General features: G+C 54.6%; 14 protein-coding genes and 1 tRNA gene. All 15 read right to left on the bottom strand.

What is annotated here, in order from left to right:
- Positions 1-3: 3 nt before the first annotated feature.
- The 15 genes from E0L13_RS01310 to cbiB all read right to left on the bottom strand — a co-directional run bounded on the left by E0L13_RS01310 (position 4) and on the right by cbiB (position 18,153).
- Positions 4-831 carry a pyridoxamine kinase gene (locus tag E0L13_RS01310; protein ID WP_168059732.1) on the bottom strand — a complete coding sequence of 276 codons (828 nt, stop codon included), beginning with the start codon at positions 829-831 and terminating at the stop codon, positions 4-6.
- Between the two features lie 16 nt (positions 832-847).
- A complete protein-coding gene (locus E0L13_RS01315; protein WP_168059734.1) occupies positions 848-1,384 on the bottom strand; it encodes an ECF transporter S component in 537 nt (178 codons plus the stop codon).
- A gap of 205 nt (positions 1,385-1,589) precedes the next feature.
- A complete protein-coding gene (locus E0L13_RS01320; RefSeq protein WP_168059736.1) occupies positions 1,590-2,570 on the bottom strand; it encodes a Gfo/Idh/MocA family oxidoreductase in 981 nt (326 codons plus the stop codon).
- A 9-nt stretch (positions 2,571-2,579) separates the two neighbouring features.
- Positions 2,580-3,401 carry an MBL fold metallo-hydrolase gene (locus tag E0L13_RS01325; RefSeq protein WP_095628830.1) on the bottom strand — a complete coding sequence of 274 codons (822 nt, stop codon included), beginning with the start codon at positions 3,399-3,401 and terminating at the stop codon, positions 2,580-2,582.
- Between the two features lie 12 nt (positions 3,402-3,413).
- Complete coding sequence (locus E0L13_RS01330) at positions 3,414-5,876, bottom strand: homocysteine S-methyltransferase family protein (protein ID WP_240924621.1); 2,463 nt, start codon at positions 5,874-5,876, stop codon at positions 3,414-3,416.
- Between the two features lie 30 nt (positions 5,877-5,906).
- Entirely contained in the window at positions 5,907-8,039 is a 2,133-nt protein-coding gene (locus E0L13_RS01335; RefSeq protein ID WP_168059738.1) for an ASKHA domain-containing protein, read from the bottom strand.
- Between the two features lie 4 nt (positions 8,040-8,043).
- Entirely contained in the window at positions 8,044-8,871 is an 828-nt protein-coding gene (gene pgeF / locus E0L13_RS01340; RefSeq protein WP_168059740.1) for a peptidoglycan editing factor PgeF, read from the bottom strand.
- Positions 8,872-8,941: 70 nt separating this feature from the next.
- Positions 8,942-10,291 carry an MATE family efflux transporter gene (locus E0L13_RS01345; RefSeq protein ID WP_168059742.1) on the bottom strand — a complete coding sequence of 450 codons (1,350 nt, stop codon included), beginning with the start codon at positions 10,289-10,291 and terminating at the stop codon, positions 8,942-8,944.
- Positions 10,292-10,406: 115 nt separating this feature from the next.
- Complete coding sequence (locus E0L13_RS01350) at positions 10,407-11,576, bottom strand: SLC13 family permease (RefSeq protein ID WP_168059744.1); 1,170 nt, start codon at positions 11,574-11,576, stop codon at positions 10,407-10,409.
- Between the two features lie 126 nt (positions 11,577-11,702).
- Positions 11,703-11,778, bottom strand: a tRNA-Ala gene (locus E0L13_RS01355).
- Positions 11,779-12,162: 384 nt separating this feature from the next.
- Positions 12,163-13,539 (bottom strand): amino acid permease, encoded by a 1,377-nt coding sequence (locus E0L13_RS01360; protein ID WP_168059746.1) that lies wholly within the window; start codon positions 13,537-13,539, stop codon positions 12,163-12,165.
- A 135-nt stretch (positions 13,540-13,674) separates the two neighbouring features.
- The gene (gene brnQ / locus E0L13_RS01365) at positions 13,675-15,003 is read right to left on the bottom strand and encodes a branched-chain amino acid transport system II carrier protein (protein ID WP_087477359.1); all 1,329 of its coding nucleotides are present in this window, start codon (positions 15,001-15,003) and stop codon (positions 13,675-13,677) included.
- A 263-nt stretch (positions 15,004-15,266) separates the two neighbouring features.
- A complete protein-coding gene (gene cobD, locus E0L13_RS01370) occupies positions 15,267-16,346 on the bottom strand; it encodes a threonine-phosphate decarboxylase CobD (RefSeq protein WP_168059748.1) in 1,080 nt (359 codons plus the stop codon).
- Positions 16,347-16,351: 5 nt separating this feature from the next.
- A complete protein-coding gene (locus E0L13_RS01375; protein ID WP_168059750.1) occupies positions 16,352-17,209 on the bottom strand; it encodes a GHMP kinase in 858 nt (285 codons plus the stop codon).
- Positions 17,209-18,153: an adenosylcobinamide-phosphate synthase CbiB gene (gene cbiB / locus E0L13_RS01380; RefSeq protein WP_168059752.1), complete on the bottom strand. Its 945-nt coding sequence runs from the start codon at positions 18,151-18,153 to the stop codon at positions 17,209-17,211. Before cbiB ends, E0L13_RS01375 begins: the two co-directional genes overlap by 1 nt.
- Positions 18,154-18,155 lie beyond the last annotated feature (2 nt).

Here is an 18,155-nt window from a genome sequence, read left to right on the forward strand (position 1 = left end):
TCCCTACTTCAATTCTGTCAAAAATTCTTCAAAAGCCAAGCCGCAGTTGTGCGGCAAGTCTAATTCTTCCGTGTATATCATGGTCTTAGTGATGAAATCGGCGGCCGTACGGACGGCTTCTGTCAGCGGACGGCCCTGCACGACGATGCCTGACACGATGCCGGCGAAAACGTCGCCCGTTCCCGATCGGTCGCTGCCGATTTTCTTTGTCTTCAGCAGCTGCGGCTCTGCGCCGCGTTCATAAATATAATTGCCGATGTCTTCCCCGCAGTGAATCCCCGTAATGACCAGTTTTTCCGGCCCTAACCCCGATAATGCTCCGGCCATATCGCGCAGCTCTGCCAGCGTGGTACGGCCATCTTCAGGATAAGGAATCTGTAAAAGTCGGCACGCTTCGGTCAGGTTCGGCGTGATGACGTCGGCATAGGGCAGCAGATGCCGCATGCCGCGGCATAGTTCCTCCGTATACGAGGAATAGAGCTTACCGTAATCCCCCATGACAGGATCGACGATGACCGTCGTGCCTTCCTTCTTAAAGGTCCGCAGAAAGTCCAGCACCAGCTCGATTTGCTGCACCGAACCGAGAAATCCCGTCGATATGCCGTCAAATGTCAAATTGTTTTCCTTCCAATTTTCCATGTACGGCTTCATCCGGTCCGTATAATCGTCGATATAGTACGTCGGAAATCCCGTATGCACCGACAAGACTGCCGTCGGCAATACGCAGGCCTGTATTTTCAGCGCCGAAATGATTGGCAGTTCTACGGCGACGGAACAGCGTCCGTAGCCTGTCACGTCGTTGATCAAGGCAATTTTCTTCTGATGCTTCATACGCTACCTCGTTTCCCTAAAAACACGCCGCTGTCTTCTGCAATGCCGCTCCGACGGCCATAGCCGCTGCGACGTTAATCACTCCTTCACCGATCAGTCCCGGCGTCATGAGCAAGCCGGCCCCGGCGCTGCCGTATAATAAGGAGCCTGACCCGGCATAGGCAATGACCATCCACAGCGCCGATACAGAAAAGGCCAGCAGCATCCGCATAGACAAGACCGAGGGCCGTTCTCCCGCAGCGGGTATCGCAGCCATACGGAAAACTATCTCTACCATGACCCATTTGATAACCAGCGTCGGAAGAATCCATATGGGGAATCCACCTAACAAGTCAGAAAAGGCCGAGCCGACAGACGCGGCGCATCCAGCCTGATGGCGCGGAAGAAACAGGATCAGCAGAAAAATAACGGCGTCGCCTAAATGGGCATAGCCAAAGGGAATGGGAATACGCGGCATAAATGTCATCAAAAACACGACAGCCATACAAACGGCAGTCATACAAAGGGATTTTGTCGAAACCTGTTGTTGTTTTCTTGCTGTATGCGAATACATGACGCATCCTTCCTTTCGGTCTCAATGCCGGCACGGGACTAGTTTTCTAAATCTGTACTTAATTTTATCTCAACAAACAGGCTAAGTAAATAGGACAGATTGCGTTTTTTCTGTCAAATTTCTTAAGCATTCCCATATTTTTTGTTTTTACGGCAAAAAGTTATACAAAAAAAGGCCCTGGTCAGAGCCTTTTTCATGAATATCGTTATGCTTCTTCGGGATAGGTCAATCCCCATTGCCGCCGCAGCGTCGTCATGGTTTCCATCACGTCGGCCGTATACTGCAAATACATGGCGTTTCCTTCGCCGGCCGCAGCTTGCTCCATGTGCAGGATTTCATAACATAAAGCCATGTCCGTATAGCCAGCCTCTATGATTTCCTGGCGGCCGTCATCTGTATACGTAACGACAGCCTTACTGCCGCGGGGATAATCATAGATTTCTATATATCCCCTGTCGAAAACAGCCGTGCCCCGCTTAGGCTGCTTGGCATGAAGCGATAAAGATAACACGGCCATTTCTCCCGCTTCATTCTGCAGGAGGATACTGGACTGCTCGTCTACGCCGCTCGGCGCTAAGGAGACCTGCGAGAGGACCTGCGTCGCCTTGGACGATAAAAACCAGCGGGCAAAGGACAAGGCGTACACGCCGATGTCGAGGAGCGCGCCGCCAGCCAGTTCCTTACTGAAAAAGCGATTGGTCATATCGTACGGCTTATAGCTGCCGAATCTGGCCTGCACCAGGCGCAGCCGGCCTAACGCTCCCCCTCCGAAGCGCTTCCGCAGTTCTTCATACAAAGGCATGTGATATAATGTCATGCCTTCGGCTAAAATGCAGCCATTTTCCTGTGCCGCTTCCATGGCCTGGTTCAGCTCGCCGCTGTTGAGGGTAATGGCCTTTTCACATAAGACGTGCTTTCCCGCTTGCAGCGCCGGCAGGATGTATTCGATATGACGATTATGGGGCGTGGCGATATAGACGATGTCTACATTGGGATCGTGCGCCGCGTCTTCCGGCCGGTCGTACACCGTTTCTATGCCGTACTGCCGGGCAAAGGCTGCGGCCTTCTCCTGGGTCCGGTTCCCTACGCCGTTTATGCGGCCGCCGAGGCGTTCCGCACCTTGGGCAAATTCATGGGCAATAGTACCGCAGCCGATTATCGCCCAGTTATACCGCAGTTGATTCATAACGTCCTCCTATACCCATTCCAACTCCAAATTTACGCCGGCTTCCCTGACCGGCACGACGTCGGCTAAGGCGCGCTTCGACGGGAAATCACAGCAGTGGGCAGCGTAGACGACGCCGGGCTGAAGGGCCTTAAAATAGGCAACGGTCTGCTCCAATACATCTGGATCCGGATTCATCAAGTGGAATCCGCCGACGACGGCGGCAATCCGCTCGTCCCGGCAGACGCGCTTGGCCTGCTCGATAATATTGCAGATACCGGCATGAGAGCAGCCGGCAATGACGACCAGCCCATCTTCCGACCGATAGGACAGCGCCGTGTCGTCGCAAACGAAATCGCTTTCCCACTGGCCGCCGACCTTCGTCTTGCCGATAGGACGATGGCCTTCAAAAGAATTGGTCTTTTCGATTTCTCCCAAATACGCCAGCTTAGGGCTGAGCCATAAGGGCTGCTTTTCCAAGCGCAGGGCGAAAACGCCTGAAAGGGCTTCAGCCGTCATTGGCGAGCCGATGTCCAGCGTTCCGACGCGTTTGGGAGCAAAGGCCGCCGGATGGGCCAGCAGGGGCACGCCGTAGCGTCCCAGCTTCTCATACCATTCGTGCAGATACAGCAGGCCCCGCGTGTGGTCGTTATGGCCGTGAGAAATGACGACGCCGTCGAGGGCATGCATCGGCAGATTCATGGAAAAGGCATTTTTCAGGAATATATCTGAATAGCCGGCGTCAAACAGCCAAGTCTTGCCGTCTTCTTCCAGATAGTAGGAAAGGCCGGGCTCGCCGACGTAGTACTGGTCGATAAAGGTATAATTGTCTACTAATATTCGCAGCTTCACAGGCGTTTCCTCCTAGCAGGACAACAAATCCGACACGAGCTTGACGCAGTCCGCCGCATCCTTCGAATAGCCGTCGGCGCCGATTTCATCGGAAAAGCTGGCCGTTACGGCGGCTCCGCCGATGATGATCTTGCCGCCGTAGCCCTTCGCCGCCGCTTCGGCGATGACGTCCTTCATGCGCATCATCGTCGTCGTCATCAAGGCCGATAAACCGATAATCGAAGCCTTTTCTTCCAGCGCCGCGGCAACGATGGCCGAAGCGGGCACGTCTTTTCCCAAATCAACGACGCGGTAGCCGTAGTTGCGCAGCATCAGGCCGACGAGGTTCTTGCCGATGTCGTGGACGTCGCCTTCTACCGTCGCGATGACGACCGTAGCCGATTCTTTCTGGCCTTTCCTTTCAATAAGCGGCTCGAGCAGGGCAATAGCCCGTTCCATAGCGCTGGCACTGGCGATGAGCTGGGGCAGGAAATACACTTGCTGGTTGTACAGCTCTCCGACGCGGTTAATGGCCGGAATCAGGAGCTCGTCGATAACCTGCTCCGGCGACATGCCCCGAGCTACGGCTTCTTCAGCATAGCGGACAGCGGCGTCGCGTTCCCCATCGAGGACGGCTTGATATACCGGATCGGCAGCCGCTTTATCGGAAGATAGGATAGCAGTTTGCCCTCCAGTTGCCTGAGAGCGCTGTGCCGTTTCCGCTTCCTGCCGCTTTCGTTCTTCTTCCTTTGCGGTAAAATACTGCATCCGCTTGATATATGCCATATCGCCGCCCTCTTTATTCATGAGCATATTCGATGCCGCGGCGACGTTCATGAGCATGTCCTGCGACGGATTGGCAATCGCCATGGTCAGGCCGCTGGCAATAGCCATAGCCAAAAAGGTCATGTTGACATAAGCCCGGCCAGGCAGGCCAAAGGAAATATTGGACAAGCCGCATACCGTCGGCAGGGCCAGGCCGTGTTTGCAGTGGACAAACGTTGCCAGGCAGTCGAGAGCCGCTGACGGCGCTGCGCCGACAGTGGCGACTAAGCCGTCGACGACGATATCTTCTTTCGTAAAACCCTGGGCGTAGGCCTCGGCCAACAGGGCATCCAATACGGCATGCTTTTCTTCTAGCGAAGCGGGAATGCCTTCGTCCGACAAGGGCAAGGCGATAAACATGGCCCCGTATTTTTTGGCGATCGGCAGGAGCTTGTCTATCTTTTCCCGTTCAAAGGAAATGGAATTGATCAAGGCCCTGCCGGGATATATGCGCAGCGCCGCCTCGATGACCTCAGGATAGCTTGAGTCGATGCTCAGGGGCAATCCCGATACGGCCGTGATTTCATAAATAGCCTTGACCATCATATCCTTTTCATCGATGCCGTTCGTACCCATGTTGACGTCGAGAATCGCCGCGCCGTTTTGTTCCTGTTCCCGGGCCATTTGGCGAACTAACTCCAGCTTACCTTCGCGCAGTTCTGCCTGCAGAGCCTTCTTTCCCGTCGGATTGATGCGTTCGCCAATAATTTGAAACGGGCCGGATAAGGAAATTTCTGTTACCTGCCGTTCCGATGCCAGTACGCGGCGGCGTATGGCCCGAATCGGTCTGGGCGGCATATCCCGCACGGCGTCGCTCAAAGCCCGGATATGTTCAGGCGTCGTGCCGCAGCAACCTCCGACGATGCGAGCCCCCGCTTCGACGAGAAGCTTGCCGTCGCGGCCAAATTCTTCCGGCGTCATGCGGTACACCGTCCGGCCCTCTTCCAATTCCGGCAGACCGGCATTAGGCTTGGCCAGCAAGGGAATATCAGCATAATCATACATCGTCCGAATCATCGCAGCCATATCTTCCGGTCCTGTCGAGCAGTTCACCCCGACAGCGTCGACGCCGAGAGACTGGAGCACGACGACAGCCGCTTCCGGCGGCGTACCGTACAGAGTGCGGCCGTCTTTTTCAAAGGTCAGGCTGGCCATAATCGGCAGATCGCAGATTTCTTTAATAGCCAGCACGCAGGCCCGCGTCTCCTGGAGGCTCATCATCGTTTCGACGATAAACAAGTCGACGCCGCCGTCATACAAGGCCTTCGCCTGCTCTTTATAAATAGACACTAACTCGTCAAAAGTCAGCTCGCCCATCGGATAAAGCTGCTGCCCCGTCATCGTCATGTCGCCGGCGACATAGGCCTTGCCCTGCGCCGCTTTCTTGCATAGCGCGACGAGTTCTCCATTTATCTGCGTCAGCTTGTCTTCCAGTCCATATTCAGCCAGCTTCAGCCGATTTCCCGTAAAGGTCGGCGCATACAAAATCTGCGTCCCTGCCGCGACGAAACGGCGCTGCAAATCCAGCAGGACTTCCTTATGTTCCAATATCCACTGCTCCGGGCATACGCCGACAGGCATGCCGGCTTGCTGCAAATTCGTCCCCGTCGCCCCGTCCAGGACTACGATTCCCTGCTCCAGCAGGCGGCGAAATTCTTCTCGTGTCATCATCCATTACCCCTTATATATAACGCCGCAGCGTTAAAAATTCATGTATTCGATGTATGCCGACTGAAAAAAGTCGTTATTGGCCAGTATGACCTCATCGGCATGACGGCAGATATTCTTCATATCGTCCAAAACAGCTTCGTCGGCCAGTACGGCAGCAGCGCCGGCCAGCGACGTATTGCCGGCTGCGGTGGTCTTATAAACCAGCTGCTGCGGCAGCAATCCAATGGCCGCGGCCTTAGCCGGCTGCAAATAATAGCCGAACCCTCCGGCAACATACACGCGGTCTATATCTTCGCAGGTCATCCGTCCTTCGTAGAGAAGGGTCTCAATACCGGCGCGGATGGCGCTCTTTGCTAACTGAACCTCGCGGATATCCTTCTGGGTCATGACGATCTGCTCGCAGTCCAGCGTCGTCGCCAAGGGAAACCCCCGTCGAAAATACGGGTCCTTCAGCTTTCCCGTCGTATCGACAAGACCTGTCTCGACGAGGCCCGCCAGAGCCTCGATAACGCCGGTACCGCAGATGCCGACAGGCGGCGCACCGTCAATGGTCCGTACCTTCGGCCGGACGCCGTTCATCGTCACGGTGCAGATGGCTCCGGATACGCTGGCCGTTCCCCATTGCAGGCTGCCTCCTTCCAAAGCCGGCCCGGCAGCCGTCGCCGTCGTCAGAAGGCCTGCTTCGCTGCGCAGAACCATTTCGCCGTTCGTCCCTAAATCGATCAGAAGCGTCGTTTCTTCCGGCTTCATGAGGCCGCAGGCCCAAATGCCGGCCGTTATATCGGCCCCTACATAGGTGCTGATGCAGGGGAGCAAGGCGACAGGCTGATTGGAAAACCCGTCGTACTTGCCGAATACGTCCTTCCACGAGTACCAATCTCCGCCCAAAGATATGGGACGAAACGGCCAGGAACCCAACCTGCCGCAGTCCCAGCCCATCAGCAAATGAAGCATTGTCGTGTTGCCGGCAATGGCGGCCTGCAGGCAGCGGCCTTTGGCCTGAGGATATGCATTCCATATCTGATGAACCATCTGCTGCAAATCACGGCAGACGGCCTTGCGAAGCTGCGGCCCCTTGCCGCCCTTCGCTGCCTGTATGCGGCTGACGACGTCGGCGCCGAAGGCCCGCTGGCTGTTAGCCGCCGTAATCGTATGAACCGTGCGGCCAGTCGTCGTATCTACCAAGGAAAGAGCCAGCGTCGTCGTGCCGATATCGACGGCCAGGCCGTACGAATGCCCGGCGTCTGCTTCATGGGCGTCGCCATCTTGGCCAAGAGCCGCCAGAACGCCGCGGTTCCCCTTGGGAATCACAATCTGCACATCTTCTGACGGTACGGCTTTGCAGGCCAGCCGCCAGCCGCCAGCCAAATCGGCAGGCGTAAACAGTTCGCGGTCCTCCGGCGATACGGCGACCGTCCCTTCTGCGACGCGGACGCGGCATTTTCCGCACCGGCCCGTTTCGCCGCAGGGAAAGCTGTCCATATACCCTTGCCGCCGCAGCCACTGGCTGATACGCACGCCCTTGGGACAACGAATATATTCTTCCTGCTCCCCTTCCTTCCGCAGGGAACAAGATGCATTGCCGCAGCGCCGGCAATCGTGTTCTATATGAAATACGTCCGGGTCGTCTGCCAATTCATATAAAATTGCCATGGATTTCTCGGGCTGCAGCATATGATTTTCCGTCAGGGTCACGCCTAAGGTGCGTCCGGCCTCAACGGCCTGCACTGCCCGTTTCTGCAGGGAAAAGCCGCAGTCCGCTCCGGCCTCATGCCGCCCGGCAATACCACAGCCTGTTTCACGGCAAAGACTCCGTATCGTTTCTCTCAGCTGCCGTTCAAAAGAAAACAAACAGCTGTCCGCCATAGCACTGAACAGGACGGCCTCCGAATACTCCTTGCGAGCAATGTACATAGCGGCCTGACGGCTCACGGCAGTCCCTGCGGTCAGTACAGCATACAAACCCGTTCGCCCCTGTCCGTCGTCGGCAAAAGCCAAGGCGGCTTTCAGCCGGACAGCCTGACGGACACGGCGCTCCAGCTCGGCGAATAAGGCCTTGCCCTGGGCCTGACTGGCCGCATCCTTTCCATATCCGGCTAAAGCCAGGGACACAGCGGCGTCAGGCCGAATATCTCGTCCTGCAACAATGCGAATATCCTTCACGGCCTCAGTCTCCTTCATTCCACACGATAACCGCCATATGACGACCTGTCTGTTCGCCGGCCTTGCTGGCTTTTCGGTACGAGAAAAAGAGGTCGTCACGGCAATAGGTGCAAAGGCCTGCGTCTTCCAAATGCTCCGCCCGAATGCCGGCGCGCAGCAGAAGCAGCCGGTTCGCCTTCGGCAAATCGAAATAGTATTTGTCCCCTGCCGGCCGGGTCAGTTCTTTCATCTCCAAAGGCGAAAACAGCTCGGCAAATGCATCGACGACTTCCTGCCCTACTTCAAAGCAGCAGGCCCCGATAGCCGGTCCTATGGCGGCCAGCACGTCGCCCGGCTCCGTACCGTAGGCCTCGTGCATGCGCCGCAGCGTCACCGCCGCGATGTTTCCCGCCGTCCCCCGCCAGCCGCCGTGACTTACGGCGACAGCATGGTGCACGGGATCGCAGAATATTAAAGGCGTGCAATCGGCAAAATTCATCGTCAGCGGCACGCCTGCTTCATCGGTCATCAGGCCGTCGCATGACGGAATCGCTCTCTCCCGCTCCAAGGCCCCGCGGCCCCTGTCGGCTCGTCCGGCCTGAACGACGTTGACGCCGTGCACCTGGTTGCAGCAGATGATGTGCTCCGGCACGACGTGCAGGGCCGACAAATAGCGACGGCGGTTTTCCAGGACATGCCGCGAATCGTCGCCGCTGGAAAAGCTCATATTGAGAGACCCAAAGGGCGCGCCGCTCACGCCGCCCTTCCGCGCCGATACGGCGGCAGTCACATTAGGCAGCGCCTTAAATATATCAAAGGTAATATAAAAAATACCGTTTTTTTCTTGCAGCATCGCAGTTCCTCCTTGCTGATATACAAGTGACATCGTTACCATTATACAGAAAAATACCTGAAAAAACCAGCTATTTACCAGCCTTCCCCATGGCGGCCGACGCGGTTCGCCTGTAGATGAAAAAGGCCAGCAAAGCCGCAACGCTTTCCGCTATCCAAAAGCAATGCCAGATGCCGTCAGGTCCCCACAGGCCGACACAGATAAACGCTGCCGGAATAATGACGACGACGTAGCGCAGGAGAGAAATCAGCAGGGACGGCACGCCCTTTCCCAGTCCTTCAAGAGCTCCCGACGCCGTAACGGACAGAGCCGATACGATAAAACCGCAGCTGATAATGCGCAGGGCCGACGCGCCGAGGCGTACCGTTTCGGGATTTTCCGTAAACCAGCCCATGAGTACGTCCGGAACGGCAAAGCAGACAATGGTTCCGCCAATCATGATGAGGCTGTTCAGCCCTAACGTCGTCTTATACAACGCACCGACGCGGCCGTATTCCCCAGCGCCGAAGTTATAGCCGATAAGAGGGCGCACGCCCTGAATGATGCCGTTGGACGGCATGTACAGAAAGGTCTGGAGCTTATAGTAGATGCCGAGGATGACGACGTATATCGGCGAAAAGGGAGCCAGCAGGCCGTTGAGAGCCGACACGAGCAGCGACGGCAGGCCCATATTGAGCACGGCGGGAATACCGATGCCGTAGAGCCGCTTATCCAGCAGGGGATTCCATACCAAATAGGCCGACGAAATACGTACCTGCAGAGGCTTATACCGGCATACGATAAGGTATACAGCCAGTGATACGGCCTGTCCCATTCCCGTTGCCCAAGCCGCTCCGGCAATCCCCATAGCTGGGATGGGGCCGAAGCCGAAAATCAAAATGGGGTCGCCGATAATATTCGTCAAGCACCCGCAGATAAGAGCTATCATCGTCACATTCATCCTGCCGACGGCTTGAAACATCTTTTCATAGGCCAGGCCGATAGTCAATATCGTAGAAAATCCGAAGACAATATAGGCATAGGTTAACCCCATGGAAACGACAGCCTCGTCGTCGGTAAACATGCGCAGAAAAGGCGGAATCAGGGCGAAGGTCACAGCCGTCAGCACGACGCCGTGGATGATGGACAATACCATGCCGTGCGTCGCCGCCGTATGGGCCGTATCGTGCTGCCTTGCCCCCAGGCAGATGGAAATGACCGCATTCAAGCCGACGCCGAAGCCGATGCCCACGGCGTTGACGAAGTTCTGCATGGGAAATACGAGAGATACGGCAGTCAGGGCGTCTTCGCTGATCATGGCGACAAAAAAGCTGTCAATGATGTTATATAAAGAGTTGACGATCATCGATACGACAGCCGGCAGCGACATGGACGCGATGAGCGGCAATATCGGTTTCTCTTTCATAAAGGTTTCGTTCACGCAATTACCTCCTACACACAAAAAAGCCGCACGACTGCATGACGACAATCGTGTGGCTAAAAGATGACAAGGTCCGGAAAAGTCCACAGATGACTTTTAGTAAATTCGTATGTAATTAAATAAAAACGCTTTCCATTGCCAAGACGGCAGCTAAAAACACGACATTTGCCGCCGTGAAAAAGGCCAAATACCGCAGGGGACGGCAATGGGCCGTTCCTAAGTAAGCTTTAAAAGAAATGATACTGGCCATGGAAGCGATAATCGTCCCCAAGCCGCCGACGTTGACGCCCAGCAGCAGTTCCCGCGCCGCCTCCGTATAGGGAGCGAGAAGAACGACGGTCGGCACGTTGCTCAAAACCTGGCTGAGCAGAAGGGACAGCATAAATTCATGGCCCTGCAGCAGCTGGGCCGGGCCAGCCGCCATAATCGGCAGACGGCCGATATTGCCTACGCCGATAAATAAAAAGATGAACAACAATAGCAGCTTGTAATCGACGTCGCGAAATACTTTCCTGTCCGCTAAAACCAAGGCCGGGCAGACGATAAGAAACATCATCAGCGGCGTGATCAGGCGCAGGACAGCCAAGATACACACGCCGAACAACAGGGCAAAGACCAGTCCCTTTCGCCGCCCCATCGTCGGCGCATCGCCGTCAGGCACAGAAACGGCCGTCTTAGGAATATAATACGTAACAGCCCACAGCAGCAGGCCGCTGAACGCCGTCAACGGCCCCGTAATGCTGAGAAATTCAGCTAAATTCATCTGATAATAGGAATAGATAAACAGGTTCTGCGGATTGCCGATAGGCGTCAATATACTGCCCATATTCGCCGCAATCGTCTGAAAGGTCAGGACAAACAGCAGCCGGTCTTCCATGCCTGCCGCTGAAAGCACGGCAATAGCCAGGGGCACAAAGATGATGAGCGACACGTCGTTCGTCACGGCCATGGAGAAAAAGAAGCAGCTGAATACGAAAAACTGCACGAGACGGCGCGCTGATACGGCTCCGGAAAACAAGCGCCCGTAAGCGTAAGTCAAGACGCCGCCGCGACGAAAGCCGGCAATAATCGCCATCAGGCAGAATAACGTCGCCAGCAGCGGCGCATTGATACTACCGACCAGCTGTTCCGGCGAAACGGGAACGGCAATCGTCGTCGCCAAGGCAAACAACGAGGCAATCGTCAAATCCGGATTTTGCCGCATATATAATTCTATCCGCTTCAGCGCGGCTATTCCCGGTATGGAAACCGATATGGTATTTCGTACTCGCTGCTGTACTTTCATACGGCTTGTCTTCCTCCCTGCAATGTCTTCTCATAAGCTACTGTATTATAGCATGCCGCGCGGCAGAATGCCACTAGTTTCATGCATTTTTCCACAAAAAAAAGACCCCGCTAAGGGTCTTTTTCATGGTGGAGATGAAGGGGCTTGAACCCTCGACCTCACGGATGCGAACCGTACGCTCTCCCAGCTGAGCTACATCCCCATGACATGTACTTATTATACAAGATTCATGGAGTTTTACAAGTCCTATTTTAAATTTTTCCTGCAATTTCCTTAGCAAAAACACAATTCCATAAGCGCACATAGGAGAAAAAATGAAAACGATACTATTACATATGCTATTTTCTATTCTTTCCTGCAAATACAGAAAACAATTTGAAATCGTCGTTTCGCTGTGGTTTTTCCGGTAAAAATAGATAAAGATAATTGTTTGAACGGCACAACGGCTCTAACCGGGCCGCGCAAGGTTTCAGGCTAGTAGTTCTGCCCTATCAAAAAACACCGCATCGCACAGGGCAACTGCAGGATGCGGTGTTTTCAGTTTTACAGATATATCGCTTAAAGCTTCTTCTGCTTCTTTCAACCTCTATTTGTTTAACGTACTGTGTCTGTAACCGTAGGTCAAGTAAATGGCCAACCCCAAAACCGACCAGATGGCAAACAACACGAGCGTATGCCACGACAGCTGGGAAAAGACAAAGGCGCAGAATATAAACCCTAAGGGAGCGATGACGTGTACTGCCGGGCAGCGGAATCCTCTCGGCTTATCCGGGTATTTGCGGCGCAGAACGAGAATGCCGACGCACGAGCACAGGAAAGCGAAAATCGTACCGGCACTGCACGTTTCGGCGACGATGTGAATCGGCGTGAAGCCGGCGATGCACGCAACGAGAATTCCGACGACAATCTGAATAATATACGGCGTGTGGAATTTCGGATGGACCTTATACAAGCTCATGGGCATCAGGCCGTCGCGGCTCATGGAATAGAGGGCCCGGCTCTGCGCATAGAGCATGCACAGTACAACTGTCGATAACCCGCAGAATGCGCCGGTGCCGACGACAGCCGAGCCTAAATGAAGGCCGATGTATTCCAATACAAACGATGCCGGAGCAGCCGTATCAAGAAGGGGATACGGCACGACGCCGGTCATAGCGGCGCATACGGCGATGTACAAAATCGTACAGATAGCCAAGGCGGCGATGATGCCGATAGGCATATCCCGTTTCGGATTTTTCGTTTCTTCCGCCGCTGTGGACAAGGCATCGAAACCAAGGTAAGCAAAGAACAGCACAGCCGTGCCGGCGGCGACGCCGTGAATGCCGTACGGCAGGAAGGGCTGCCAATTCGCCGGTTCAATATGGGGAGCTGCTAAAAACAGGAATACGAAAATCGTGCCGATTTTGATGTACACGAGAATCCGGTTTACACGGGTACTTTCCTTTACGCCGATGACCAGCAGCGCCGTCGTGACGAGGACGATAAAGGCTGCCGGCAGATTGATGAGTCCGCCTTCAGCCGGCACGGCCGTAAGCGCTTTAGGCAAATCGATGCCGCACGAATGAAGAATACCGACAAAATATGCCGACCAGCCGCCGGCGACGGCGCTGGCTCCAACGGAATATTCCAAAATCAGGCTCCAGCCTACCCACCAGCCGAATACTTCACCCAGCGACGCATAGGCATAGGTATACGAGCTCCCTGATACAGGAAGGAACGAGGCCAACTCCGAATACGCCAGGCAAACGAAGGTACAGGTAACGGCTGCCAGCACGAAGGACAGCATCAGGCCAGGGCCGGCATATTTAGCAGCGCCAATGCCGGTCAGGACGAAAATCCCCGTCCCGATGATGATTCCCAACCCCATGAGGGTGATGTCGAACGCTCCCAAGGCTTTCGTCAATTTTTTTTCTTCCGTAGTCTCCATCAAATCTTCGAAGGATTTACGGCGCAAAATGTTCATGCTTTTTTCCCCTTTACACTACAAATTCAGCGTAATGAACAAAACAGCTCCTAAGAATTAGGATTCCTAAGAGCTGTTTTATTATGCTTGCCTAAGAGTATATCATGTCACTTGGCAGTTGACAACAAAATTTTCTTAACTTGCTTTAGATTTTACTGCGCCCTTCCAAATCAGGCCGATGATAAACCCGGCGATGGCAAAGGAAATCCAGCCCATACCGATGGAATGGAACGGAACCATCGTATTGAAGAATGTATCGATGCCGCCGAGGGAAATACCGGCAGTCTGCGTACCGGCGATGAGTGACGGAATAATCGTCAGGCCCATCGTCCAGGCGTATACGCACTGACGGCCGCCGAAGGACTTATGCAGGAACGTCAGGAATACGATGGCGACAACCTGCGGATAAATGAACATCAAAACGGGAATAGCCGCAACGATGATGGTCTTCAAACCGAACATAGCGACGCCGAAGGACCAAACGGAGAAAATCGTTACCCAGCCCTTATAGCTGATCTTCGGAATCAAGCGGTTGAAGTATCTTGCGCAGGATGAAATCAAGCCGATAGCTGTGGACAAGCAGGCCAGCAATACGATGATGGCCAGGATAATAGCCCCTACGTCGCCGAAGAGGATCATAGCGCTCTTGGAAAGTACCGGTGCGCCCGTATCCTGAATGCCGAATGCCATAACGCTGTCGGCGCCGATCTTGGAAATAAAGATGTAAACGAAAGCCAAGCAGCCGACGGCGATAATGCCGGCTTTAAATACTTCTTTCGTCACTTCTTCCGGCGTAGACGCGCCGTCTTCTACGACGAATTCTACGACCAAGATAGCGAAGATAAGCGATGCGATGGCATCCATCGTGCCGTAGCCGTCGATGAAGCCCTGTACGGTCGCCAGCATAGGCGTCGCGTATTTTTCCGTCGCTTCAAGAGGCGTGCCGAGCGGCGTAATGAACGACTTAACGATAAGAACTAAAATGACAAACAGCAAAGTCGGCGTCAGAATCTTGCCGATACGGTCGACGAGCTTGCTCGGCGATACGGACAGCCACCACGAAACGACGAAGAAAACGACCAGGAATATGGTCATAACCATGTCGCTGCCGCCGTCGGACAAGAACGGACGAACGGCGATTTCATAGGAAACGCTGCCCGTTCTCGGCGTAGCAAAGCAAGGCCCGATCGTAAGCGATGAAATAACTGCGAAGAACAATCCGAACTTCGGATGCACGCGGCCTGCCAGCTCCTCCAAGTCTTTACAGCCCGAATAGCCGATAGCCAGTACGCCCAGCAGCGGAAGGCTAACGCCTGTCAGAACAAAGCCCAAAACGGCCCACCAGACGTTCACGCCTGCGTTCTGCCCCATAGATGCCGGGAATATCAAGTTGCCGGCGCCAAAGAACAAGGCGAACAGCATTAACCCGATAGCTACGGTTCTGTTTTGTTTCTTTTCTCCCATATGAATTCCTCCTAACCCTTTTAAATTTTTCGCTACATATAAATAAGGACGGGAATAAAGTGTAGCATACATTAAATAATTTAATCTTTGCGATTACGTTATCTAATCTATGATGTTATTGTATCATAAAATCAAAAAAAAATCATTTGCAAACCCTACTTTTAATGTTCTTCTAATTTCATTTTAATTTAAATTTAATAAATACGTGATTTTTGTAACTTATATTGAGCAATAAAAAGACGGTAAAATTTAAATACCGTCCTTTAACTTTCAATAGAAACAACATGTTTAAGAGCTTTGCAAAGCATTTCATTCTCTTCCTCTGTCCGCACGGCGAGGCGAAAATAAAAGGGCGTCAGGCCAGGATAGTTAGCACAATCGCGAATTAGTATACCCTCGTTGCGAAGCGCGGCGCCAATATGATAGGCTGTCAGTCCCGTTCCTGCAGCGTCGGTCAGCATAAAATTAACCGTCGGCGGCAGCGGATTCAGGCCAGGTATGGCTCGTACTTTTTCGTACAAGCGCATTGCCGCATTCCGCACGTATTGTTGCGTTTTCTCCTGATACGTCCTGTCTTTCAGGGCGGCGATGCCGGCGGACTGGGCCAGGCAATTGACGTTCCACACATCTTTGTGCATTTCCAGCCGCCTGCATTTCCCCTCCGGCACGACGGCAAAGCCCAGGCGCAGGCCGGGAACGGCGTAATATTTCGTAAGGGATTGTACGACGAACAGGTTGTCATACTGTTTTACCAGCGAACGGGCGGCGTACTGCTCGCTATCGCTGCGGAAATCGAGGAAGGACTCATCGACTATGACGTCTGTCCCGGCCTTCCGCGCCGTCCATACCAGGGACTCTATGTCGCTTGCCGGCGTCAGCGTCCCCGTTGGGTTATTGGGATTGCCGATCATAATGCAGTCTGCATTGCCGGCTTGCCGGCGCAATTCATCGACAGGCATGGCGAAGCCATCTTCACATTTCATATAGCAATAAATTACATCTGCCCTCGCCGCCAACGCCGCCCGCTCATATTCGTTAAAAGAGGGAACCGGAATCAGGACGCGCTTCGGCCGAAAGCAGTGCATGTACACGTAAAATAGTTCAGCCGCGCCGTTCCCCAGCAAAAGCTCGGCTTCCGGCACGGCGTAATAGCTGCTCAAAGCCTCCTTAAGCCGCCGTCCCTGCGGGTCTGGATAGTGGACGACGGTATCGATTTCCGCCGCAATCGCCGCGCGGACCGAGTCCGACAGGCCGAGAGGGTTGATGTTGGCGCTGAAATCCAGCCACTTCCCGCCATCAATAGGTATATATATATTTCCGCCGTGTTCAAATCGTTCGGGCAAGGCCCTCATCTCCTCTCGATAGTCCATCCGCCGCCGCTTAACGAAGCCGCGCCCATATAGTCCGCCGCCAGCCGTTCCGCTGCGTATGGTCCCATGCAGTCGTCAAGCCATTGTAAAGAGCAATGTTCTGGAAACAGCAACCCGCAAACCGTGCCGCTGTGACCGATATTCACACCGACAGCTCCGAATGCCTTCCCTAGTTCCAGCAGCGCCGGCAGCTGCGGCTTACAGACGACGCGCTGATGGGCCAGGGCGCTGTGCGTTGCGGCAGCGCCCAGCTTTTCCGCCGTATATGGCGGCGTCAGCAGCGGCAGTATCTGCTCCGCGTCAATGCTGTACATCCTGGCGGCTTCATCGTACTGTTCATGAAAGGCCAGCGTATCGACGGTCCCACCCAAATCGAACATAGCAATAGCCAGGGCCGGCATGACGCCAAAAGAATGAAGTATGTTGCCGGTTTGATAATTGATTGCCACGATGCCGCGGCAGAATACGCCGTCTGTCGGCTCGATAGACGCGGCGATGGAGGCGATTTCCTGTTCCGTTATCGACCGTCCGCAAGCTGTTGCCGCAGCTACAACAACGGCCCCTATGTCGGCACTGCTCGACGCCATCCCCTTCCCTGCCGGCAGCTCCGACGTCACATACAGGCTGAACGGAAATTGACTGACGCCCAGATACTGCAGCGTTTTTGCCAAAGCGGCCCGCGATTTTTCCCCGGCGGCAATACATCTGAGGCCGTCGTCTTTGACAACGGCCTCGGCGCAGCGGTCGATAGGGCAGGTAATAAGAAAAGGTTCTCCATTGGCGTAGCCCTGCGCCAGCTCGCCGCACGAACCGGGAACGCGCACGATCAATTCCATCACGCCACCTGCCAGCAGCACCACGCCGTCAGCGCCGCCGCAGACAACGCAACGGCATACATGAGATGGACGGCCTGACGAATATGGCCGGGCCCCAGCTCGTGCCTGGGATCGCCCATATAGGCCCGGAAGGAAACCTTGCCGAAATAGGAATTATATCCGCCCAGCCGAATGCCTAACGCGCCGGCTACGGCAGCTTCTGCATAGCCCCCGTTCGGACTGGGGTGCTTGGACGCGTCGCGCCGTACGATGCGCCACGCTCCCTTCCAGTCATAGCGCAGCAACGCGGCCATCAGGATGTACAGCAATGCGCCGATGCGGGCTGGTATGTAATTGAGCACGTCGTCCAGCCGGGCAGCAAACCGGCCGAAATACAAGTATTTGTCATTCTTGTAGCCAATCATCGAATCGAGGGTATTCGCCGCTCTGTAACATGCCGCTAGGGGCGCGCCGCCGAGGGCAAAAAAGAACAGCGGCGACAAAATACCGTCAATCGTATTTTCCGCTACCGTTTCGACCGTCGCCCGCACGACCTCGCCCTCGCTCAGTTTCTCCGTATCCCTGCCGACAATCCAGCCCACCTTCGCCCGGGCGATGCGCAGGCGGTGATGAAGCAAATAATGACGGATTTCGTTGGCCGCCTGGGCCAGGCTGCGGGGGCAAATCGTCCAGAACAAGATAAATCCTTCGGCCGCATAGGATACATAGGCATTGTCTATATACGATATCCCCAGCATGACAGCGTAAACGATATCATATACGGCCAGCAGAACAATGATAGACAAGACCATGCCGGCAAGGAACTGCTCCTTTTTTCCTGCTGCCGAACGGTAAAATATCCGTTCCAGCCAAGCAATAAGCGACCCTATCAGCGCCACAGGATGTATTTTGACGCGCGGGTCGCCTAACAGCGTGTCGAACAGCAGCGCCCAGATAACCGCCATGA

The sequence above is a fragment of the Megasphaera sp. SW808 genome (assembly GCF_012027795.1).
In the GTDB taxonomy this organism is placed as follows: Bacteria; Bacillota; Negativicutes; order Veillonellales; family Megasphaeraceae; genus Megasphaera; species Megasphaera stantonii.